The sequence below is a fragment of the Anaerocolumna jejuensis DSM 15929 genome (assembly GCF_900142215.1).
GTDB lineage: Bacteria > Bacillota > Clostridia > Lachnospirales > Lachnospiraceae > Anaerocolumna > Anaerocolumna jejuensis.
Genome location: NZ_FRAC01000012.1, coordinates 1 through 24,338, shown reverse-complemented (window position 1 = coordinate 24,338; position 24,338 = coordinate 1). Strand labels below are relative to the sequence as shown.

Below are 24,338 nucleotides of genomic sequence, written 5' to 3'. Positions count from 1 at the left end.
ATGAGAGGTAACAATGCATGAGCTTGGTGTATTGAACTCTATGGTTCATACCATTGAACGAATCGTTAAGGAGCAGAACGTAACAGAGGTCCGCAAGCTTGTCATAGAAGTTGGTGAGCTGTCCGGTATTGTACCCAGATACCTGGAGCAAAGCTGGCCTGCTGCCTCCTACAAGACTTTTATGGAAAAAACAGAACTGGAGCTTATTGTGATTCCTGGTATTGTCAAATGCAAAAGCTGCGGCAGGGTGTTCAATGCAGTCTACAGTGATTTACAATGTCCTGATTGCGGCAGCAAGGATATGGAAATCCTGGAAGGTGATGACATGATAATCAAGGAAATCCTGTGCAGCTAACGGCTGGTTCCATACTCTATTTTTATAAGTTAAATTTTATGCATATCCCAGGTTCGCCTGGGATATTGCTTATATAGGCAGTGAATTTGTGCACTTTCTTCTAATCGCTTGATTTTACATACTGATTATGGGGTATTGAGCATTTATAAATGGCAATTATAACTTCCATCTGACTGTGAGTAATTCCTTTTATGAAAAGACTTCTCACCCAGATACTTCTGAATCAATCAGGTCATAGTGAAGATTAACTGCCTGCATGCCAAGTAACAGGTCTCCGGTCATAAGCCCTTTTAGCATATTTTCATGGGTTTCCATAAAAATACGCTGTAATTCAGGTGCGGAGCCAGTGACCACTTTTTCAATTAAGCTGCTGCATACATTGGATAAAGAATCCATAATGCTGATAATCAAAGTATTATTGCTGCCGGCAATTATCATGTCATGAAACCGCTTATCCATTAAGGCTTTTTCCCGTCCTGTGTTCTGTTTCATGCTTTCGGTGATTTCAGCCAGTTCTTCCAGCTGGGAATCCGATAATTGCTTAAGGGCACAGCCATAAGCATAAAGCTCAATGGCACGGCGCAGCTTGCTGATCTGGCTGTAGTCAATTTCCTTAATCAGGAGCATCAGTTCCATGGATTCCGTGAGGTTTTTTTCAATGTTCGTTACCAGATAATTTCCGGAGCCCTGCCTGCTCTCTATCATTCCCAGGGCATCCATGATTCTTATCGCCTCGCGGATAGAATACCGGCCAACGGATAGAATGTCCGCCAGCTCCCTTTCTGTGGGAAGCTTATCCCCGGAATGGAGCTCACCACCGGCAATCCGTTCTTTGACATATGTGATTACTTTCTTATATTCTCTGTTTTCCATATCCTATTTTATGAGGTTCCTTTTCTTTTTTTCAATAAATTCAGAAATCAGCTGGGTACAGGCTTCCAATCCAATTTCACCGCTATTGATTGCAAGGTGATAATTTCTGGAATCTCCCCACTCCTGGTCCGTATAAAATTTATGGAAGGAGGCCCGGCCTTTATCGGTCTTTTCAATAACTGCTTTCAGATTCTTATCGTGGACTCCATATATATCCCTGACCCGCTGGATTCGTTCATTGATGTCAGCGTGAATGAACACACTTACGGTATCGGGAGTGTCCTTGAAGATATAATTTCCGCATCTGCCAATAATGACACAGGCTTTATTTTCCGTAATACTCCGGATAAGGTCAAATTGCATCTTACCGATATTCTCCGAATAGGTATTCATTGCTATGGCATACAAAAGGCTGTTTACAGGCTTTTCATCATAAAAGGAAATGATTTCATCATATACCCCTTTTTCCTTTGCGATTTTTACCAGTGCATCTTTATCATAAAAGGGTATCTGGTATTGTTCGGCCAGTCTTTTCCCGATTTCATGACCGCCGCTTCCGTATTCTCTTCCGACTGTAATAATCATATAGCATCCTCCATTTGAATTTGCTTACATAAAGTTGGCAAAGACAGAAGCCCCGACAACGGTAATAAGCCCTGCAACGGCAATTGCCAGGCTGCTCATTGCTCCTTCCACTTCTCCCATCTCCATGGCCTTTGCTGTGCCGATCGCATGGGCTGCCGTTCCAATAGCGACACCCTTTGCAATGGGGTCCTTGATACGGAATATTTTGCAGACCTTCTCAGCAATTATATTTCCAAGGACTCCGGTAACAATAATGACCGTAACGGTAATTGTCACAATACCGCCCAGTTCTTCGGAAACTCCCATCCCGATAGCTGTTGTAATAGACTTCGGAAGCAGCGTGGCATATTCCCTGTGAGAGAAATGGAACAGAAGGGAAAAGAGAAGAATACTGCCAAGGCTTGCCGCAACACCGGATATAATTCCTGTAAGAATTGCCTTTAAGTTATTCTTCAGCAGTTCCATCTGCTCATAAAGAGGAACTGCAAGGCATATGGTCGCAGGCGTAAGTAAATAGCTCAGATATTTGGCACCGCTGTTATAGCTGTCATATTTCACATGAAATGCCAGCAATACTATTATAACGAAGATAATGGATATAAGCAGCGGATTGAAAATGGCCAGTTTGAATTTCCTCCTTAAAAACAGCCCTATCTCGTATCCTATTATGCTGATTAACACACCAAAGAATGTTGATTCTGCCAGTAAATTCCTCATGATTTTCTCCTCTTATCCATTCTTATGACCAGCTGTGTTACCCTTCCCGTGACCACCATTACAAAAACTGTCGTAACAACCGTAATAATGACGATTGGAATAAAGATTCCTTTTAATACTCCCCACGTATTTAGTATCCCCACAGAGGCCGGAATAAACATCAGGGGCATAATTTCAATGAGAAAAGCGGAAACCTCTTTTAACTGCTCCAATTGAATAACTCTGGTCATAAGTGCGGCAAGGAGCAGCACCAGGCCGTATATGCTCGCCGGAATCGGCAAAGGTATAAGGTACTTGCATACTTCCCCAAGAAAGGTAAAGATAAGAATAATTCCAAACTGTTTTAATAATTTCATGATTCCTCCATGCAATCCGCAAGCTTACTTGCAAAACTGCCTCTTTCCGTATGATGTCAATTGCTGTCTGTCCAAACTCCGGATAAATTGGTAACACCAATTTTAGACTATTTTAGACCTTTCAAAATATAAAGTCAATATACTTAATTAATAAAACTAATCTGCAAAACAAGAATAATAATATCTTTCCTATAATTGATTTTTTAAGCTTCTTGTGCTATTCTGCTTAATATATTTAAACGAAAGTGAGTACTCCATGCGAATAGGATTATGTGATGATGATTCCGTCTTTCTGAACTATCTGCTTCATCTGATGAAGCAATATTTTGTTAATGACAGGGACACCACTCTTTCCGCTTTTATGCCTGATAAATTAAATTCCTACATAGAAGCTTCCCAATTTCCCTTTGACATTTTCATAACTGATATTGACATGGGCAAAATAAACGGTATTAAAATTACTGCCAAGATTAACCGCATCAACTCCTCCTGTATTATTATATTTCTAAGCAATTATATTAACTTTGCTACGGAAGTATATGATGTAAGGCATATCTATTTTGTCTTAAAGTCCCAGCTTGAAGAGCGCCTTCCAAAGGCAATTGACAAAGCTCTGGCCTTATACCGGCAACGAGCCAGTCATTATTTGACTATTCGATACCAGAATAGAGAATTTCTTATACCCTTGGAGGATATTCTTTATATGGAAGCCCTGGGGCGCTATCTTTATATTCATACTGCTGCGGAAACAATTAAGAGCATTAACACCTTAAAGGATATTTCCCATCAATTGACGGATGAATTCATACGCTGTCATCACAGTTATATTGTTAATTTTTACCATATTCGTTCAGTGAGCCGAACCGAATGCGTCTTAACGGCAAACCATAAGATTTCTATCAGCCAGACTTACTCCAAGAGTTTTCAGGCAGCCTATGTACAGTTTGTCTCCCGGAAACTCTCATAAGCAGCCGACGTTAAAGAACTTCCAACACTGTGAATATTGGAAGTTCTTTGCTTTTATTATTCAATTACACCAGAGTTGTATCCAACTAATTCGATTGAACTCCCCCCAGTGTACGAGCAGTTTTTAATTTTAGAATTATTTCTGCCAGAAATCCCACCTGAATTTTTATTATCTTTACTTGATATTTCTCCTGATACGGTGCAATTTTCTATTGAACCATCATTAACAGCACTGATACCTCCTGTATAATAGCTGTTATTATAAGTACTGATAGAATCCAGTACAGCAGCAGAAGAATTACTTAATATAATGCGGCCTGTCTTGCCATTAATTCCGGTTATACCGCCAGATGCTATATAATTGTAATCCCAGGTTGATTTAACAGTTCCACTTGTAGTACAGGATTTGATTAACCCTTCATTGTCACCTGCCAACAGACCTGTTGCACCATTTCCACTTATGAAACCATCTGTAATACTGCACCTTTCTACGGTTCCTGAATTTGTTCTTACCAAAATCCCAATATATGCAGAATCTGTATTTAATGTTGCATTTACCAGGTTCATATTAACTAAAGTTCCATTAGTGCCAAGGGCTGTAAACAAAGAGCTGCTTAAGTTTAAATTAAAGAGTGATTTATTATTTCCGTCATAATAGCCTGTAAAAGGCACATCGCTTGTAAACAGTGATTTAACTACGGAATCTCCAAAGTCCAGATCAGATGTCTGTTTAAAATAGCGTCCATTGTACATTGCAACTAATTTGAATTGTTCTGCTGAACTGATCAGGTATGGATTTTCTTTTGAACCTGTTCCTCCTGCAAAGGGACAATTAACATATATTTTGAATTCATTTGTATCCGTTTTTATTGTCCCTGCTGTAACACTTATTTTATAATATCCCTCTTCCAATAAATTACCATTTTTATCTGTACCATTCCAAACAAGTAAATTTTCCTTTTTCGCATTTATGGTATTAAAAGTTTTGCTATAAACAACTATATTAGAATCATTCATTATCGATAGGATTACATCTGTTGATTTTTTATCCAAGCTGAAGGTGATTCTGCAATCCGTTTTATCAGAATAAAAATCCCCATCCCATTTACTATTGATTATTGCTGCAGCATCTGCATTTTTAACGTTTACAGCATATTTGTAGGTATCCTTTCCAATTTTTACGCTAACAGTTGTTTTTCCGGCTTTAATACCCTTTACTTTTCCTGCTGCACTAACTGTTGCAATCTTTTTGTTAGCTGATGTCCAGACTACTTTTCCTGTAGTACCTGTTTTTAAGGTGCTGCTATCCCCTACCGTTAATGTTACATTTCCTTTTGAAATAGCCGCAGCGTTTACCGGACTTGGGTTCATCATTGCAGTTGAAATCAGGACTGCAATGATAATCATAATAATTCCTTTGAAACCAGGATTTTTACTTTTCATTCTCATATAATTTTCTCCCTTACATATGTATTGTTATTTCCATTGTAAAGACAGGAAGTATGAAGCTATGAACAAATACAATTGCTATCATAAATCTTTTTATATATACTTCCTGCCCTTTAATGATTTATCCTTCTATACCAGATTAAATAATTCTTTCTTTAATTTCTATAGGAATGTCATAATTCATTATAATCCGGTTATAACTAAACATTTATGAATCATCACTGCTTTATAACTTTATAATAAAAAACGGCACAATAAGCCTGCGACTTATCATGCCTGTTCTAGTTTTTATTACTATTGATGCAATAATTATAAAAGCACCTATATCTGGCCCTAATAATCATTACAAAATCAATTCACAGAAACAATATTGGGTTTTTTAAGTTTAATACTTATTGATATTTCCTTTTCCTCTATTTTTTGTTCCATACTGCCTTTATAACGCTCAATTATTATGCTGAGCGTTTTCATCTCTCCGCTGACAGCCAAAGGACTTTTTTTGCTGATTTTATTAAGCTTGCTATAAGCTACTTCCGATGACGATCTGCTATATATAACCTCTACTATAAGCCAGAATCCCTCCATGTTTGCATTTATTTTTATAAAACTGTTTTCATTGCAATTGTTTTGGCAATTCTTTTTGGCAACTTCTATCAGGTTTGCGAAAATACTAACCAGGTCCAACTCATTTATAAAAATATCATCCGATAGATTAATATTCACTTCCGTAACAATATTTAATGAATTGCACTGTTTCACCTTATCTGAAATAACAGTGTTAATAATACTATTCTTACTATACACAGTTCCATTAATGGCATTGTATTCCTTTAGCAGCATATCCATATATTTCTTTGCTTCCTTTACTTCCCCGTTATGAACCAAAAGCTGTATTGTCCTTAAATGATTACCGCTATCATGGTGCATTCGGTAAATCCTGATTTCCTGCTGTTCCATAATGAGATAGTTTTCCATCTGCAATTTACTCTGCTCCTTCAGCATCCTGTTTTCCGTAAGTAAATGTTGTCTTTGCATATAAGTAATCAGCAGTATCATTATCAACATGATAATGAAGAATGCAAAAGAAAAGTAATCTATATTTCCTATGCCCTCTTTCCAAATATTACTTTTGTTTATTTCCCTTGCTGTATGATTGGTATAGGATTTATTACCTGTTATCACTAAAAAAACTATGATAATATTTAATAACAGCCAGAAAAAATCTGGCAGTATATGATTTGATATAAGTTTATAAATAATTTTCAGGATTTTTATCAGTAAGAATGCTAAAATTATAAGCAGTATGCTTAACAGAATTATTTGGTATACATTATTCCAGGATATAGCTTTAAGCATATGATAGTTTCCCTGGTGATATGTGTTTATATTAATATAGGTATACTGCCCAACAAGTGCAATGCTCAATTCAACTATGAAAAATATAAGCCAATAAATATGATACCATAAAGCTGCCACAAACCTTGCTATAAAAGTGATAAGTATAAATTCACTTAAAACAGCCAGGCATTTATTTAATAGCAGAATAGCAGCCGTCTCCTCTATATACCCCTGGCCAATAAATACCACTGAAAAAGCTGAGGTTATGCAACCAAACAATGAATAATACAGTCCCTTTATAATAGCTCTTTTCCTGCTTATTTTTAACGGAAAGCTAAAGCATACAACAAAATACGGTACATAATAGATGATTAAAAAGACAATATGCATACTAAGCACCTGGTTTAACAACAAAATATTCAAAGTATCCTCATTTCTTCCTTTCGTGCTTCATCCTGTGATATCGAAAGCATTACCAAGGCAGAAAACTCCTCTCCCAAATCCAGAAATTCTTCATGACCTTTATAACGTTCTACTATTTCCTTAAGTATCTTAGTTCCCTGCCCATGTACTTTCTTATCCTTCTTCCAGGTCACATGGAACTTATCGATTATTTCATCTGCCTTTTTATTGTTTATCACCTTAACCGCCAGATAATCTCCTACAATGGAGGCTCTGACTTTGATATAATGATTGTTCGAGGTACTTCTATTACAACCCTCAATGGCATTATCCAATAAATTTGCAAATATACTCATCAGGTCTATCTCACGGATGGACAGCTGGATTGGAATGTTTATATCAATATCCGCTGTTATATGGCATCTCTCGCACTGCTTTGCTTTATCCGTTAAAACTGCATTAATGATTCTGTTTGTACAATAATTGTACTTGTAGATACTTTTATATTCTTCCAATAGATTATCTGTGTATTTTTGAGCTTCTTCCTTTTCACCATTTTCTACCAGAATCTGAATCGTCCTTATATGGTTTCCTATATCATGATATAGTTGATGCACTCTCGTTTCCTGTTGCTGCATAGCCAGGTAATTGTTATACTGAAGCTCATTCTGTTCCTTCAGCATACTGTTTTCAAGCAGTAAAAACCGGCGTTGTATAAAATATAGGGTTATAACAAATATAACAAGAACTGCCAATATTATTACAAGGGCAACATAGAAACTCCCAATCCCTCTGGTCCAATGAAATGCTTCCCCCTGAGCCGCTGTATATCCTTTGTTTATGCTTAGAATAAGAATTCCCAGCAAAACGTTTACAATAATCCATATTTTTACAGGTATTTCAGGGGATTTAACATGGTTTCTTACCCAGCGTATTAAGATAATTAATACGGTAACACAAATTGACTGTATTATCAGGGTGGAAAAGAGAAAGTCAGGCAGATTGTTCCAGGTTATAAGCTTAATCGTAATAAATTCATCGGAATATTTTAAATACCTGTCTATATATAATACTTTACTAAAGAAAGAAATTACAACAGAAACAACTAACCAATCAACCCAATAAATACGGTACCAGGGGGTTTTAACCGCTTTATGTAAGTAAGCCACCATGATGCTCTCCCCTATCAAAGTAATAATTCGGTATAAGAGCTTCATTTCAAAGGTTTCATGTATTTTATAATGATTTATAAAAACACATAATACTGCTGAAATAATCGATACAAAATTAGAACAAATAAACCCCCACAAAATAGCCTTGCTTCTGCTTACTTTAATAGGAAAACTGTTCCCCATTACCAGGTAAATCCCAAAATAATTTGATAGATATACAAGGTAACTGCTTATTAACTGGTTTACCAAAATTTCCATTACCATTCCTCATTTAACACCATGCATTTCGCAAGTTAACTTATGAAACTGTATGTATTGCATTTTTCAAATTAATTCTTTACTCTAATAATTTGGGAATATTATACAACAGCTCATCAAAATTTTTGGAATAATACTCTTTGCTGATTAATTTTCTTGCAGAAGAAGAATTCCCTAGATACTGAGTGCCCTTTCCTATTTCAATGGTCAAAGTTTTAAAGGTACTGTTTGATGGGCTCAATTTAAAATCGGCTCTATCCAGATCTTTTAACTCTAAAAGTGTATATTCCTTCTTTTTATTTATAATAACTCCAAATCCATATGCTCTGGAGTATTTACTCCCCATAGCCAGTCCTGTGGCATAATCTGTTATAGTAGCTCCGACACCCTCCAAGCCGTAAGTTGAACCGTCATTTGCGTTTGTATAAGTGCTTCCGCTCTTATTTAACAGCCCTAACACCTTCGTCCGGAAATGATTACTGGCTTTTTCCTGTTTTTGCGTGGACCATTCTTTTCCGGCATATACTATGCCGCCTTGCTGATGCATGTCAATTAAACAATCCGCTTTCTCTACGGCTACATAATGGTACAGCCACTTCATAAGGGCCTGTGTCTCCGTGTTGGAACCGCCGAAGCTGCCGCGATACATACCGGAAGCCGGAGAGCTTACGGCCGTATAGCTTAACTTATTACCGCCGGATAACTGAGCCCAGGATAATCCAGGGAAATTCCTGTTTCCGTCTGTACCATTCACATAAGCCTTCCAGCTATTCCATTTTGACGAATTATTAATTATATTTTCTCTGGTGTCTACATTTATAATCGGTACTGCAACAAATTTTGTATTTTGCAGCAGCTTCATGACAGATTTATCCTTTTGGGCATCCTGAACCAAATCTACAAGCTGCTTTACGATATAAGTCCCGCCGGCAAATTCTCTGCCATGTACATTTCCCGTCAGCATGACTATTTTTTTATTGGTATTCTTGGAATCCACATCTATGTCTATAGCATATATATCACGCCCATTCGTGGAACTTCCGATCTTATACAAATAAACTCCATCGTACCTTGATAATTTCTTCAGTATGGAGCTGTATTTCGTATATGACATGGTTTGTGTCAAATCAACCGATAACTTTTCTGGTTTATTCTTATAATCAGTCAGATCCTGCCATTCATATCCCATTGTTTTTTTATATAGGTTATAACTCATTCCATCTGCAACTACTTTTCCATATCGGCTTAATTTTTGATTCATCTCTGAAACAGACAGTTTATGTACAGATATCGTAGAAGTACTTTCCTCAACATAATTATGATTTTTCATAATTGATAAGGTGTTTGGAATAAATGGTGTGGGCGTTGGTGCCGGTGTAGGTGTTTCTGTCGGTATGGGTGTGACTGTTGGTGTGGGCGTTTCTGTTGGTGCTGGTGTTTCTGTTGGTGTCACCGTTTCTGCCGGAGTCACTGTATCTATCGGCGTAGGTGTCACAGTTTCTGTTGGTATCACCGCCTCTGCTGGTGTCACTGTTCCTGTTAATGTCGGTATCACTGATTCTGCCGGTGTCACCATTTCTGCCAGCATAACTATTTTCGCTGCCTTAGATGTTTTCGCTTCCTTAGCTGTTTTTACAGATATCACTGTCTTTGCTGGTTTCACTTCTGACACACCTGCCAGCTTTTCTATTGCTGTATTAGTACTGATATTGCCTCTCTCTACTATGCTGCTTCCTTCAGCAACTTTATAATTTCCCCAAAAAGCAGATACAAAAAACAATAATGCAAATAAGATTGTCCCTGTCTTACGCTTCAATGTGTACTCCTTCCCATCCTGCTCCGCTAATAATTGTCCGGTACAACATTTTATTACTTATTTAAATTCCAGGCTATTTCATTCGTTTAAATTTCTTAGATTTCAGACGATAGACAATGGTTCTGCATTAATTTCATACATATGCTGATACATATTTTGTACAAACTCGCCTTCCGTTTTTATGTATTTTATTTTAATCCCATGCATATCGCAAGTCTGCTTGCGATATTGCTTATTTTTACTGCTATTCCCCATGCATTGACAATCTTGCTTGGGATACTGCTTAGCTAGTAAGATTAAAAATGTAACGCATTTTACAATCTAGCTGTCATCGGCATGATGAAAGCCCCTCAACCAATAATCGGCCTTCCTTTTTTCATTCCTTCATATACTCTTTTGTCTTTATAATATTTTTGCCGCTTTTTACATTAAAGGTCAGTTTAATTTTAACTGTCCCGCTGGTATTATTTGATACCAGTGCAAAAGCCCCAAAGGTTGAGCTATTGGAGGCATAGGCCGACAGTGTCTTTTTCGCTCCTGCTTTGAGAGGAGAAATACTATAGGAATATTCATCATCGGGACCTAAAAAATTAATTGTTACTTTTTCGTTCTTTTTTACTCCCTTTAAACTAACTATATTGTAGGTCAAGGGAACCTCTCCCCTTGCCTTGGAAGCTAGTATCCAGGTCATTGTCTCTCCCGGCTGTAAGGTCACCGTCTTTGTCAGGGATTTGGTATAAGCCGCAGCATAAGTCTCCGATAGCGGCATGCCTGTAAATACCAAAGCCAGGACAATAACCATGGTAATTATTACCTTCCATGTAACTGATTTTTTTAAACTCATGTTGTTCATCCTTTCACATATTTATACAAATAGAATGTATAAGCTGCCTGTATAATGTTTATTTGCTCCTCCATTCTAATGTTTTTTCCATTTTAGAACTTCTGTTTTCTTCTTTCAATACAGGTGTCATAATATGATAAAATTCGGTTATAACTAGTTATTTTCTCCCTGTATTCCGCTATTTTATTTCAATTTACTTAAAGATTCTATCATTATTGACACTATTCCTCAACAAGAAAAAGCAAAATCCCGTTATATTTTCAGAAAATCTTTCAGACCCATGTTTTAAGCTGGGATTTAAACTTCTCCCAGCCTTTACCAGTATCACTAAAATTGTAATTCCGCCTGATTATAGCAATACTTTCCAATGCTATGTATCAAATTGTTCTATAATACTTCCACTTCGCAATCGAAGTCATTGAAACATAACGTACAAAGGGTTCATTGAAATTCATACTGCAATATCACTCCTTCTAACACGTATACTCCTTATATTTAAAATAATTAATAACCCTTCGGCTGCCATAAGTTAATCTCAGCTTTCCTATGTATATTTGGAGTATAAAAATGCAACGAAGCGACTTTCACGGAGCTGAGTGTATTTTTATACTCCAAATATACATTCAATAAAGTCGAAATTGATTTATAATTTGCAAAATTATCCTTCAATATTAAATTAAAAATACAGTTTATCTCCCGTTCTGTATACTAGCTAAAAATGAGATATTAATAACTTCCTAATCAATTATTAATCAATTAATCACACATAAAAAAACACGTTCATTACCAGGAAGTTTCCTGCATAATGAACGTGCTAAGCGAATAACTTATTGATAAATTCTAACTTACTGTTAAAGTTTAATTTATTGTTAAAATTTAATTTATAGTTAAAATTCAATTTATTGTTACCGATTAATTTTATTATAAAATTCAAATTGCATTATTAAAGATTATACAAGTGCACCGCCACCGTCTACGATGATAAACTGACCCTGTACATAGCTGGAGGCATCGGAGGAAAGAAAAAGGATTGAGCCGTTCAATTCTCCTTTTTTACCAGGGCGGCCTGCGGGATTTACCATATTGTAGGCATTTAAGAACTGCTCGGATTTGAATAAGGTTCCTGCTGTCATCTCGGATTCAAAAAGGGCAGGTCCAATGGCATTAACTGTAATACCAAATCTTGCATAGGATGCCGCCATACCTTTTGTCAGTCCGAGAACGGCTGATTTGGAGGCATTATAGGAATGTCTGATAAAGGTATCATTTTTATCGGCAATTACCGCATTCACAGATGCAATGTTTACAATCTTTCCATATCCTCTTTCCTTCATCTGAGGAATCACATATTTACTTGCCAGGAAGATTCCCTTAACGTTGGTATCAAAGGACTTATCCCACTCTTCCACGGACATGCTGTCCACACCGCCGCGTACGGCAACACCTGCATTATTCAGTAAAATATCAATATGTCCGAAGGTACTGAGTACCTCCTCCATTGCTGCCTTTACACTTTCTTCCTTTGTGACATCACACGCTATGGCAGCAACTTTACGGCCTGTGCTCTCGATTGCGGCTTTTACTTCATTCAGCTTTTCTATACGTCTTGCTAATAGGGCAACGTCTGCTCCGGCCTGCGCATAGGCAAGTGCCGCATCTGCTCCAAGACCTGAACTTGCTCCTGTTACTACTGCTACTTTTCCAGTTAAATCAAATAAATTCTCCATATTATTTAATCCTTTCAATTTTTATTTTGAGGTAGATATTACCCTTCAATCTTTCACTAACAGCCATACCTTCACAACACGCCGTAAGATTGGGCCGAGGATTTCGCAGGCGCAATCTTGCGTGTGAAAATTGCTTTTTTAATTTTCACACTAACTGCTATGCTTTCCCAATGCGCCGTAAGATTGGGCCGAGGATTTCGCAGGCGCAATCTTGCGTGTGAAAATTGCTTTTTAATTTTCACACTCGTCCGGTTTCCATAAATGCCGTACGGTCATAGCGTCCGCTCAGCAAATAGGGAATTACTTCCTCCGCATCTAATTTTTCTACCAGGTTCAGCTTATGCACCAGAAGGCTGTTCTTAGAATAAGCTCCTCCTATTATCGTATTAATCGGAAGCTCTGCCCAAGGGTCATCAATACTGGATTTTAAATCCAAGGTCACTATGCCCGGTTCCCAGGATTGATAATTATATTCACACTGATTCATAAGCAAAGCACCATTCATAAAGTGGGATACTCCGTTTTCATCGGGTTCACGGTCAAAATGATAATAGAAACCGCCACCGAAGGTCTGCTTTCCGGCTGCCGGGAACTGATAGAGTGCCGCTGTCAGCGGGCTGTTGTATTCGCCCAGTTTCATAGTTATATCTACAAGCTGGGTACCTCTTCTGGTAACTCCTGCTGTTACGGTATCTCCGTTTCTTCGGATGACAAATTCTGCACCAAGCTTTTTGGGAATACTTCCGTTGTCACGGCCGCATTGTACTGCCATTTCTGCTCCGGGTCCTCCAAGTACCAGCCCCATTGTATACAGGCCAAGTGTTTTGCCGTAAGTTGCATAGACACCAAGAATTGCTTCATAGTAATCATCCGCAAAGGTTGGATTGTTCACGTGGCAGACGGACAGGGTAACGACCGGCATGGAAAATGGTTTCAAAGGCGGCGGAAGTATCTTTGCAATGGCTGCCGGGTCAGTCAGATAGCTGATGTAGAGTCCTTCCTGATTGTCCATAAGTGAGATTTTACCGAAGTTAGGAATATCCTCCATCGGAACTCTAAAGCTTGCTGGCTTTTGATTATCACTGAAGAGCTTACGTCCTGTCTCATAGCCTGTACGTACGGCCGGCGCAATTGTGCCGTCTTTTATGGCACTACCAATCAGCTCCACCTCAACACCCTTTGCTTCCAGCTCGGAGACCAGGGACTGGTCAGGTCTGAAACCAAGGGAAAGTACGACAGCTTCTGCAGCAGCCTCTGTTTCCTCGTGGTTTTCCAGATTTTCCAATACAACATGATCATCTTTGATTTCTTTTAAGGAATGTCCCAACATATATTTTACACCAGATTTTGCCAAACGTCCACAAACATCGGCTACATTGGTATGATTTGCATTTGGAGCGGGTTTATCAAGCATATCAATAATTGTTACCTGATTTCCCTCTTCGCAAAGATATTCTGCTGTTTCAAGTCCGGTAAGCCCTGCACCGATAACAGCTACTTTTTTCCCTTTTAAGGCTGCTTTACCGGATAATACCGCTTCAACCGTATATACATTCTTACCCTTAACTCCGGGAAGCTTTTCCGGTACTATCGAAACTGAACCTGTTGCAAGAATGACGGCATCAGGCTTGCAAGCCATTATATTTTCTGCATTAGCTTCTGTATTTAACTGAACTTCTACTCCAAGACGGTCAAACTCATTGCCGTAGTAGTCCGCTACCCACTGCATGCGTTCCTTTAACGGAGGCATCTTGGCCAGGTTAACGGTTCCGCCAAGGTCATTCTGTCTGTCGATAAGAGTTACTTTCACTCCTCTGAGTGCCAGTGTCTGGGCTGCACACATACCGGCAGGACCGCCTCCTACTACGACTGCCCTGTGTCCCTTGGTATCACGGACCAGGTTTCCATATTTACGCTCTCTTGCAAAGGTCGGATTTAATGCACATTCCGGCGGCAGGCCGGCAGCATTATATTCATTTAAGCTTTCAAAGCAGCGCAGGCAGGAAATACATTTGCGTAATTCCTTTTCTCTTCCTTCCTGTACCTTTTTACCCCATTCGGGGTCTGCATTCCAGGTACGTCCCATGGAAATAAAGTCTACTACTCCGTCTTCCAGGAACTTCTCTGCAGCGGCAGGCTCTCTGATAACGGAAACACCGATTACAGGAATGCTTACGTGACTCTTGACTGCCAAAAGCAGGTCATGCCTCCAGCCCTGGGGGAAGGAAATAGGCTCTACACAGGTCATACCTGTTTCATATAAGCCGCAGCTGGGGTCAATAAAATCAATACCAGTCTGCTCCAGTGCCATGGCAATCTTCACACCGTCCTGCACATGGATATAATCCTCTGTTACTCCTGTCTTATCCAGGAATTCTTCAATACTTAATCTGACACCAATAGGGAAATCAGGCCCGCACTCCTTGCGGATTCCTTCAATAATTTCTACAATCATTCTGAGACGGTTTTCGAAGCTTCCGCCGTACTCATCTTCCCTTTTATTTGTATAAGGGGATAAAAACTGGTGCAGCAGATATCCATGGGCCGCATGCAATTCCACGCCGTCACAGCCTGCTTTTTGCACTCTGACAGCTCCGTCGATAAACTGCCTGATCAGCTGTTTTACTTCCTCAGTGGTCAGGGCACGGGTTTCCTGATTCAGTAACTTACAGGGAATTGCAGAAGGAGCGACTACCGGCTGTCCGCCAAGAAGTGCGGATACTGTCTCACGTCCCGGATGATGGAGCTGGATAAATATCCTGCTGCCATGCTTATGTACCGCTTCCGCAAGCCTTGAAAGGGGCTCAATATGCCTGTCCTTTGTAACGGACAGCTGCCTCATAAGTCCTGCTCCATTAACATCATTAATACGGGTAATCTCCGGTATAATAAGCCCTGCCCCGCCGATTGCCCTTGCTTCATAATATGCAATCATATCCTCTGAAGGTGTTCCATCAAGATTAGCAAGTCCACACCCCATGGGAGACATTACCAGACGGTTTTTAAAAGTAACCTTTCCAATGCTTCCCTCTTCAAATAATTTGTTGTACATTCTATACCTCCACCTGTTATTGTTAAAAAAATAACATTCTTGATGCTATAAGAATACACGATTATCAATGATTTTACAACGTGCATCATGAATGATAAAGCTTTGACAATTTGTTTACGATGCACTAAAATAGAATTATGACTTAATTCTTTCATTTCAAAACGAGGTAAACCATGACATATAAAAAACTAATAGACAGAATTTCAGAAGAATATTGCATAGATCTTCTTTCTAAAGAAGAAGATATTGAAATACAGGATATTGCATTCATCGATAACAAGCATGGAAATGCAAGTAAGAATACTCTTTACTTTGGTTATGATAAACAAATAACAAACATCGCTCCGCCCTCTCAATGTATTCTTGCCCGTACTGAGGAGACTGCCTCTCCCATTTCCGGCAGGGGAAATATTGCCCTGGTAGCGGAGGACTCTCTCTTTGCCATCTTCAATACGGCAAAAAATCTGATTGAAACCACCCGGGGTGAAGGAATTTACGAGGAACTCACTGCCCTGGCTGATGAAACACAGAATCTCGAAGCCGTTATTGATGCAGCCTCGGTGAGACTTGGAAACTTTCTTGTCTTTTGTGATATGAATTTTAAAATTATTGCCAGTTCCGTATCAATTCCTGTTCTGGACCCCCTATGGAAGGAAAATACCGTTCAGGGATATTGCGGTTATGAATTTATCAGTGAGGTTAAGGAGCTAAGCTCCATACGGAATGCTTCTCCTACTACATCAGCCGTAGAAGTTACCTGCAGCCAGTCCCCCTACCGCAAATTAAGCAGCAAAGTCTTTCATAACAAGACCCAGATAGGGTTTCTTTTGATGATTGAAGGAGAAAACCATTTACTCCCCTCCCATTATGAAATGCTGAGTACAATAAGCCGTGTTATCAGCAATACCATAGCTTACTATACACCGGATTTTTTTGAAGAGACCAGCCGCTATCATGAATTATTATATGATATGTTAATCGGAGCACCTGCGAAGGATATTATGCCCCGTCTGATAGGACTTCATTTCCCGGCAAAAATGCTGGTTCTGTTTCTTCGCCCCACCAGATATCTGGGTCAGCAGTTTCTGAAGAACCATACCAGCAAGAACCTGAAAGCCATCATTCCAGGCACTCATGTTACCTATCATAAGAGCGGCATGGCTGCGGTTATTCCCTTGAAGGAAGATGCGGAAATGACTGCGGAGCTGTTAGAGCTTTTAAAGGATTTTTCCATGAAGGAATATGTACGGATTGGAATCAGCCATTCCTTTACCAGTATTGAAAGCTTTGCAGGCCATTTTGACCAGGCTTATACGGCTCTGGAGCTGGGACAGAAATTAAAGACGGAAGAATTGATATGCCGTTATCAGGACTATCAGATTTTTGATCTGCTTTCGGAAGTAAAAAACTCGGAAAAACTGGGCCGCTACTGCCACCCGGCATTGGCGGTACTCAGGCAGTATGACCATGCAAACAACTCCAAGCTGTATAAGACCCTGTGTGTTTACATTGAAAAAGGCTGTAATATCAAATTAACCTCAGAAAGCCTGTTTATTCACCGGAATTCCCTTGTCTACCGCCTGGACCGTATTACTGAAATATGCTGTATTGACCTTACGGATATTAATACGCTTTTCCTGCTTCGGCTTTCCTACCTTATAGACCGGTATAATGAACTGAACACAAGCATGGAATGGGGATAAAACCTGGTGTGCCTTAAGAATTCTGATCAGTTCCCAGCTTATTTGCCAGCTGTTTTGACAGAATTACCAGGGAACTGCCCAGATTTTCATTCTGCACCAGGACATGGTCCGGTACTGCCAGATGCACCGGTGCAAAATTCCATATTGCCATTACCCCGTTTTCAACAAGCATATTACTGGCCTTCTGGGCGTCTTTTGCTTCTACGGTAATAATGCCGATATTTATCTTCCTTTCAGAACAGACAGCAGGCAGCTTTTCCACGGAAAAGACCTGCTTTCCATTCATTGTTGTATCCTTCATACTCCGGTCAATATCAAATGCAGCAACAATATCAATTCCATACTCCGTAAACCCTTCATAGGTAAGTAAAGCACAGCCAAGTTCTCCCGCTCCTATGATTACAGCCCTATCCCCATTGCCATATCCCAGACAATGCTCGATATCCGAAATTAGGTTCTTAATCTCATATCCTGTTTTAGGACGGCCGCTGCCGCTTACAAGGGCCAGATCCTTTCTTACCTGTACATCATTTAAGTTCAGTTCACAAGCAATCATGGTTGCTGATATATTGACAGCTCCCTTTTTAAGGAGTACCCGAAGGTAATGCAGATAAGCCGGTAAACGCCGTAATGTCTGGGGTGATATTGTTTTTTGCAATGCATTTACCTCGCATTCCGCCGCTTCTAGCGGCACTACATTCGAAATCGGAAGTATTTTTATGCTTCCTTCTTGCCAAGGATGTATTCATCAATGGCTGCTGCTGCATTTTTTCCGGCTCCCATGGCCAAAATTACAGTTGCTGCACCGGTTACGGCATCTCCGCCTGCATAAACTCCGGTCCTTGAGGTTAATCCGGTTCCTTCTTCTGCTATGATGCCTCCCCATTTTTGGGTTTCCAGGCCTTTGGTAGTAGCTTTGATCAGAGGATTGGGAGAAGTACCGATGGATATGATCACACTGTCTACATCCACTACGAATTCACTTCCTTCTACTGCAACCGGTCTCTGTCTTCCGGAAGCATCCGGTTCGCCAAGCTCCATCTTCTGGCATACAAGACCTTTTACCCATCCGTCTTCGGTACCAGTAACTTCCAGAGGGTTTGTCAGGAAGGAAAAATGAATTCCCTCTTCCTTGGCATGCTCCACCTCTTCCAGACGTGCCGGCAATTCCTTTTCCGTACGGCGGTAAACTATTGTAACATCTGCTCCAAGGCGCTTAGCACATCTGGCTGCATCCATTGCCACATTGCCGCCGCCGACAACTGCAACTCTGCTTCCCTTTTGAATAGGAGTATTGGAATCTGCTTTGTAAGCCTTCATCAGGTTAATTCTGGTCAAGAATTCATTTGCGGAATATACTCCCTTTAAGTTCTCACCCTTGATATTCATAAAATTAGGAAGACCGGCACCGGACCCGATGAATACGCCTTCAAATCCAAAATCCTCCATCAATTCATCTATGGAGATGGTTTTTCCGATTACAACATTGGTTTGTATGGTAACTCCCAAATCTTTTAAGGAATCAATTTCCTTCTGCACAATGGCTTTGGGAAGTCTGAATTCCGGAATTCCGTATACCAGAACACCTCCGGCAAGATGCAGGGCTTCAAATACTGTGACCTCATATCCTTTACGTGCCAGGTCTCCGGCGCAGGCAAGACCGGAGGGGCCTGAACCTATTATGGCTACCTTATGGCCGTTGAGTACCGGCTTTGTTGCTTTTGCCTTACTGTTCGCATTGTGGTAATCCGCTACAAAGCGTTCCAGTCTTCCGATTGCTACGGGCTCGCCTTTAATACCGCGTACACATTTAGCCTCACACTGGGATTCCTGGGGACATACTCTGCCGCACACAGCCGGCAGGGAACTGGAACGGCTGATAACCTGAAAAGCCTCCTCAAAATTACCTTCTGATACTTCTTTAATAAATTCAGGAATATCAATCTGTACAGGACATCCCGTAACACAGGGCCTGTTCTTGCAGTTCAAACAGCGTTTTGCTTCATCAATGGCCTGCTCCTTGGTATATCCAAGTGTAACCTCTTTAAAATTTTTATTTCTTACTTCCGGGTCCTGTGTAGGCATTTCATTCTTCACTAAAGACATATTTGCAGCCATTTATCTTACCTCCTTATGAAACAGATTACAAGTCTCTTCATGTGCTTTACGTTCAAAAGGACGGTACATCGTGCTTCTTTCCATTGCCTCATCAAAGTCTACCTCGTGGGCATCAAATTCCGGTCCGTCTACACAGGCAAACTTTGTCTTCCCGCCAACACTCAAACGGCAGCCGCCGCACATACCTGTTCCGTCAACCATTACCGGATTCATACTTGCCACGGTCTTTATTCCATATTCCTTCGTTAACTTGCTGACGAATTTCATCATAATAAGAGGTCCAATGGTAATAACCTCATCATACTTTTCACCGGAATCAATTAATCTCTTTAAAGCATCTGTTACCAGACCTTTTTCACCGCAGCTTCCGTCATCGGACATTAAAAACAGCTTGCTGCTGTTTGCCCTGAATTCATCCTCTAAAATAACAAGGTCTTTATTACGGAAACCAACGATAGCATGAACCTCCGCACCCTGCTCGTGGAATTTCTTAACCACCGGATATGCAATAGCGCAGCCTACTCCGCCGCCAACTACAGCGACCTTTTTCTTACCCTCTGTCTCAGTAGCTCTGCCAAGAGGTCCTACAAAGTCATGAAGGCTGTCGCCTTCTTCTAAATGATTCAAGGCTTCCGTTGTAGCTCCAACAATCTGGTAGATAATCGTTACGGTACCTTTCTCACGATTATAATCAGCTATGGTTAATGGTATTCTTTCTCCCTCTTCATCTGCCCTCAGAATGATAAACTGTCCGGGTTCTGCTTTTCTTGCAACCATAGGGGCATCTATTTCCATTAAAGTTACTGTGGGATTCAGTACTTCTTTTTTCAAAATCTGATACATAACAACCTCCGTTGACTGGATTACTGGTTAAATAGCAGTAGAAAAGGCTCCTGCCGGCAATGGCTGCAGCCTTTTCTACTGCGATATATTGATTAGTAATTCACAAATCCATTTTTATGATGTGACAGGAGGGGTTAGACCCTTCTATCTATTTCACTATCAGCAGGTCCTGCTAATCGTGTATTATGCAGTTATTGATTAGAATGTAACTTCTGTGTCGAAGTAGCAGCAATATAACAGTTTTTCCATAACCTCAGGAGTAATTGCTCTCGGGTTGGTTCCTGTACATGCATCACCTACTGCAAGCTCTGCAACCTTAGGAAGCTTTTCTAAGAATTCCTTCTCATCGATAATGCCGCCTTCATATTCCTTGATGCTGGAAGGTATATTTAAAGCTTTGTTCATTTTCTTAATGTGTTCAATCAAAGCATCTGCGCTGGGCTCCAAACCAATGAAGGCAGCAATCTGTGCGTATCTTGCAGCTGCTGTTTCATCCTTTGCGTTATATTTGATAACCTTGGGAAGATACATTGCATTGGCACAGCCATGAACAATATGTCCGCCGCTGTAAGCTGCTCCTGTTTTATGAGCCATGGAATGAACAATACCAAGTAAAGCATTGGAAAATGCCATACCTGCAAGACATTGTGCATTGTGCATATTAGCACGGGCATCCATGTCCCCGTTGTAGGATTTGAGAAGGTTCTCGCTGACCATCTTTATTGCATGAAGGGCAAGAGGATCGGTATAATCGCAGTTCATAGTGGAGACATAAGCTTCGATAGCATGTGTTATTGCATCCATACCGGTGTGTGCCGTAAGTTTTGCAGGCATTGTCTCAGCAAGATCAGGGTCAACAATAGCAACATCCGGAGTAATATTAAAATCAGCCAAAGGATACTTGATACCCTTTGCATAATCGGTAATTACTGAAAATGCGGTTACCTCGGTAGCAGTACCGGAGGTAGAAGGAATTGCGCAGAACTTTGCTTTTGTACGCAGCGTGGGGAAGTTAAACGGAATGCAAAGAGCATCAAAGGTCGTATCCGGATATTCATAAAATGTCCACATTGCCTTTGCAGCATCAATAGGTGAACCACCGCCGATTGAAACAATCCAATCCGGCTCAAATTTACGCATTGCTTCGGCACCCTTCATTACTGTTTCTACGGAAGGATCGGGTTCTACACCCTCAAATAATTGAACTTCCATTCCGGCTTCTTTTAAGTAGCTCTCTACCTTATCCAGAAAGCCAAAACGTTTCATGCTTCCGCCGCCAACAACTACAAATGCTTTCTTTCCTGTAAGGGTTTTTAAAGCATCAAGGCAGCCTTTGCCATGATAGAGATCTCTAGGAAGTGTAAATCTTGCCATTGTTTTATCTCCTTTTCAAATTATGATTAATAATGTTTTCTCTTTCTGCAACGTTTATCACCGTTTGCTTGTTTATATTTTAACAATCTAAGCAGCTAATGTGAAATTCAAAAACCTTATATCGATATTCTATTATCGATATATTTAGTGCTATTAGAAATATTCACCTGAAACATCAGGGTTTTCAGGGGTTTTACCATGGGCTCCCCCCTATGGAAGCCGTCATTTGCCCTATTTTCCTGAGCTTCTTTAACCAGGTATTGAAAATCTGTACCGGAAGCATATTGATAGCACAGCCCAGCTTTCTCAGGGAGATTGGCTGACTGTTGGTATTTCGCTCTTGGAATATCGATATTCAAATACTGATATAGCAAAAATATTCCATTTTGTATAAAAAAAAGAGGTTACGGGAATACTCCCAACCTCTTTTTTGTAAATTTACCTTTATTAGTTAATATTTTGTCTTTTCCTGTTCCAAACGAAAAAGGCTGGAATATATGGCATATTTATAGCTGGAAAAGGGCAGAAATCGGAAGCTGACCTATATATATTCGCAAAAGGTCAATTCATTTTTAGCCTCAAATAATTTATTAACAAACTTACGGTCTAATTCCGTAAATTTGTAATTCTTGGGATAAATCAAAATATCTTTATAGGTATTCCCCAAAGTCTTACATTTCCGCTGTACCAATTGATAACGTTTTAACCATTTTTCCGGTATGGGGGAAGCCCACATAAAGGTAGTCGGAATAGCCGAAAGCAGATCATACTGGCTGCTGCGCTCATAAACATAGATACACTTTGTTGTCTTGGAAGGCATATCTGCAATAATACTGTTATTGGGCATGATATATGGAATTGCCGTATCACCATGGGTAATCTCCGTATACTGCTTCAGCTCCTGATAATCCACCTTTTCGACCTCTGCCAGGGGATGCTTTTCCGACATGAGCGCCAGGTATTCAAATTCCCAAACCGTTTCAAACTTTAACTGTTTTTCTGTCAGATAATCTTTGAAATAATTCTCATATTCTGTCTGGAACCTGATAACCCCCAGATTGAAGGGCCCGTCCATAATATTGCTAATTACCTGAACGGAATTGGTTTCCTGTACATTTACGTTCACCCCTTTACTCTGGTCCAGCTCGGACAGAAGGCTTGTTACTGCATCGGCAATATAGCTGCCTCTGGGTATAGCAATATTAAAGGTCTGGATATCTACGTCGGCAGAATCCGATAAGGCCTCCATCTGCTCTATTTGATGCAGGACATTCCTGGCATAGGAAAGAAATTTAATTCCCTTTCCCGTAGGGGTTACTCCCTTGGAGGTACGCTCAAAAATCGTAAAGCCCAGAGAATCCTCCAATTCTTTTATTGCCTTACTGAGGCTTGGCTGTCCCATAAATAAATTCTCCGCCGCCTGGGATATTGAGTTTGTCCGTTCCACTTCAATGGCATATTTTAAATGTAGGGTATTCATTGTAGTCCATCTTTCTGCAGCTATTTAAGTTGTGTTTGGGTCCTGTTACTGCAAGGTTTTCTTTAAATAGTTGGATAATACGGCAAGGGATGCTGTCAGGTTCTCATTCTGAACCAGAATATGCTCCGGTACGGATAAATGAACCGATGCAAAATTCCAGATTGCCAGAATACCGCCGGCTACTAATTGGTCACAAACAATCTGCGCCTGTCCGGCCGGAACAGTAATGATGCCGATATGTATCTGCATCCGGCGGCACAGATTACTGATCTTATCCGAGGACAGGATCTTAACTCCGCATACCTCCGTATCTCCCTGATTGGGACTCGTATCAAAGGCTGCTACGATTTTCAGCCCAAAGTTCTGAAAGCTGTCATCTGCTATGATAGCCCGGGCAAGTGAGCCGGTCCCTATGATGACTGCCTCATTTACATTATGATACCCCAAAAACTCCTCCATATTATTTAACAGCTCTGTTACCAGAAAACCGGTTTTTGGCTTACCCTTCTCCCGGCAGACAGCAGCGAAGTCCTTACGTACCTGGACTTCGTTCAGATTCAGCAATTCGGCGATTTTAGGTGCGGAAACTGTCTCAACCTTCTTCTCTTTCAGTATTCTAAGCTGTTGAATATAATAAGGCATTCTTTGTAATGCCTGTACTGTAACCACCGGGTGATTACATTCACACATAAGCTATTCCCCATTTGCATCAGTTTTTACTTATCTTAAGTATAATACCGATAGAACAGGGTGTCAACCGGATGCGGAGCAATTATCTCAATCCAGGGGGGATTGGGAACGGACGATGATTTTGGCTTACCTTTCGTAATTTTCTCGTTCGGGGTTCCAAATTCCACTAAAATGCCGGCAGCTGTTCCTGGCAGGTGAAATTATACCAAACTCGCTGGGA

At 40.2% G+C, this 24,338-nt stretch carries 20 protein-coding genes; 3 read left to right on the top strand and 17 right to left on the bottom strand.

The window, feature by feature from the left end:
- Window positions 1-13: 13 nt before the first annotated feature.
- A complete protein-coding gene (locus BUB77_RS12450) occupies window positions 14-355 on the top strand; it encodes a hydrogenase maturation nickel metallochaperone HypA/HybF (RefSeq protein ID WP_073276359.1) in 342 nt (113 codons plus the stop codon).
- Between the two features lie 204 nt (window positions 356-559).
- Here the strand turns inward: BUB77_RS12450 and BUB77_RS12445 are convergent, their stop codons facing one another.
- The 4 genes from BUB77_RS12445 to BUB77_RS12430 are packed head-to-tail and all read right to left on the bottom strand — an operon-like array spanning window position 560 to window position 2,886.
- Entirely contained in the window at window positions 560-1,228 is a 669-nt protein-coding gene (locus BUB77_RS12445) for a FadR/GntR family transcriptional regulator (protein WP_073276357.1), read from the bottom strand.
- 3 nt (window positions 1,229-1,231) lie between these two features.
- On the bottom strand, window positions 1,232-1,813 hold the full coding sequence (locus BUB77_RS12440) for a cytidylate kinase-like family protein (protein ID WP_073276355.1): 582 nt from the start codon (window positions 1,811-1,813) through the stop codon (window positions 1,232-1,234).
- Window positions 1,814-1,837: 24 nt separating this feature from the next.
- Entirely contained in the window at window positions 1,838-2,530 is a 693-nt protein-coding gene (locus BUB77_RS12435; protein WP_073276353.1) for an LrgB family protein, read from the bottom strand.
- Complete coding sequence (locus BUB77_RS12430) at window positions 2,527-2,886, bottom strand: CidA/LrgA family protein (RefSeq protein WP_073276351.1); 360 nt, start codon at window positions 2,884-2,886, stop codon at window positions 2,527-2,529. The genes BUB77_RS12435 and BUB77_RS12430 overlap by 4 nt, the downstream gene beginning before the upstream one ends.
- A gap of 256 nt (window positions 2,887-3,142) precedes the next feature.
- Here BUB77_RS12430 and BUB77_RS12425 point away from each other — a divergent pair, with 256 nt between their 5' ends.
- Window positions 3,143-3,853: a LytR/AlgR family response regulator transcription factor gene (locus BUB77_RS12425; protein ID WP_073276349.1), complete on the top strand. Its 711-nt coding sequence runs from the start codon at window positions 3,143-3,145 to the stop codon at window positions 3,851-3,853.
- A gap of 56 nt (window positions 3,854-3,909) precedes the next feature.
- On the opposite strand, the gene BUB77_RS12420 is transcribed toward BUB77_RS12425, so the two are convergent.
- The 7 genes from BUB77_RS12420 to BUB77_RS12390 all read right to left on the bottom strand — a co-directional run bounded on the left by BUB77_RS12420 (window position 3,910) and on the right by BUB77_RS12390 (window position 15,910).
- Complete coding sequence (locus BUB77_RS12420) at window positions 3,910-5,301, bottom strand: FlgD immunoglobulin-like domain containing protein (protein ID WP_073276347.1); 1,392 nt, start codon at window positions 5,299-5,301, stop codon at window positions 3,910-3,912.
- Window positions 5,302-5,652: 351 nt separating this feature from the next.
- Window positions 5,653-6,336, bottom strand: coding sequence for an ATP-binding protein (locus BUB77_RS29450; protein WP_139241174.1), 684 nt, complete (start codon window positions 6,334-6,336; stop codon window positions 5,653-5,655).
- A gap of 722 nt (window positions 6,337-7,058) precedes the next feature.
- Window positions 7,059-8,471: a sensor histidine kinase gene (locus BUB77_RS12410; protein WP_073276343.1), complete on the bottom strand. Its 1,413-nt coding sequence runs from the start codon at window positions 8,469-8,471 to the stop codon at window positions 7,059-7,061.
- A 79-nt stretch (window positions 8,472-8,550) separates the two neighbouring features.
- A complete protein-coding gene (locus BUB77_RS12405) occupies window positions 8,551-10,287 on the bottom strand; it encodes a M14 family metallopeptidase (protein ID WP_073276341.1) in 1,737 nt (578 codons plus the stop codon).
- A 376-nt stretch (window positions 10,288-10,663) separates the two neighbouring features.
- A complete protein-coding gene (locus tag BUB77_RS12400) occupies window positions 10,664-11,131 on the bottom strand; it encodes a hypothetical protein (protein WP_073276339.1) in 468 nt (155 codons plus the stop codon).
- Between the two features lie 950 nt (window positions 11,132-12,081).
- Entirely contained in the window at window positions 12,082-12,858 is a 777-nt protein-coding gene (locus BUB77_RS12395) for an SDR family NAD(P)-dependent oxidoreductase (protein WP_073276337.1), read from the bottom strand.
- 238 nt (window positions 12,859-13,096) lie between these two features.
- A complete protein-coding gene (locus tag BUB77_RS12390; protein WP_073276335.1) occupies window positions 13,097-15,910 on the bottom strand; it encodes an oxidoreductase in 2,814 nt (937 codons plus the stop codon).
- Between the two features lie 173 nt (window positions 15,911-16,083).
- On the opposite strand from BUB77_RS12390, the gene BUB77_RS12385 reads away from it, so the two are divergent.
- Complete coding sequence (locus tag BUB77_RS12385; protein WP_073276333.1) at window positions 16,084-17,613, top strand: PucR family transcriptional regulator; 1,530 nt, start codon at window positions 16,084-16,086, stop codon at window positions 17,611-17,613.
- 13 nt (window positions 17,614-17,626) lie between these two features.
- Here BUB77_RS12385 and BUB77_RS12380 read toward each other — a convergent pair whose 3' ends face one another.
- From BUB77_RS12380 to BUB77_RS12350, 6 genes are all read right to left on the bottom strand, one after another.
- Window positions 17,627-18,271: a redox-sensing transcriptional repressor Rex gene (locus tag BUB77_RS12380; RefSeq protein WP_073276683.1), complete on the bottom strand. Its 645-nt coding sequence runs from the start codon at window positions 18,269-18,271 to the stop codon at window positions 17,627-17,629.
- A 59-nt stretch (window positions 18,272-18,330) separates the two neighbouring features.
- Window positions 18,331-19,731: an NADPH-dependent glutamate synthase gene (gene gltA / locus BUB77_RS12375; RefSeq protein ID WP_073276331.1), complete on the bottom strand. Its 1,401-nt coding sequence runs from the start codon at window positions 19,729-19,731 to the stop codon at window positions 18,331-18,333.
- A complete protein-coding gene (locus tag BUB77_RS12370; RefSeq protein ID WP_073276329.1) occupies window positions 19,732-20,574 on the bottom strand; it encodes a sulfide/dihydroorotate dehydrogenase-like FAD/NAD-binding protein in 843 nt (280 codons plus the stop codon).
- Window positions 20,575-20,772: 198 nt separating this feature from the next.
- Window positions 20,773-21,948, bottom strand: a complete 1,176-nt coding sequence (locus BUB77_RS12365) for an iron-containing alcohol dehydrogenase (RefSeq protein ID WP_073276327.1) — start codon at window positions 21,946-21,948, stop codon at window positions 20,773-20,775.
- Between the two features lie 541 nt (window positions 21,949-22,489).
- Complete coding sequence (locus BUB77_RS12355) at window positions 22,490-23,428, bottom strand: LysR family transcriptional regulator (protein ID WP_073276323.1); 939 nt, start codon at window positions 23,426-23,428, stop codon at window positions 22,490-22,492.
- A gap of 45 nt (window positions 23,429-23,473) precedes the next feature.
- Window positions 23,474-24,118: a redox-sensing transcriptional repressor Rex gene (locus tag BUB77_RS12350; RefSeq protein WP_073276321.1), complete on the bottom strand. Its 645-nt coding sequence runs from the start codon at window positions 24,116-24,118 to the stop codon at window positions 23,474-23,476.
- Between the last annotated feature and the right edge of the window lie 220 nt (window positions 24,119-24,338).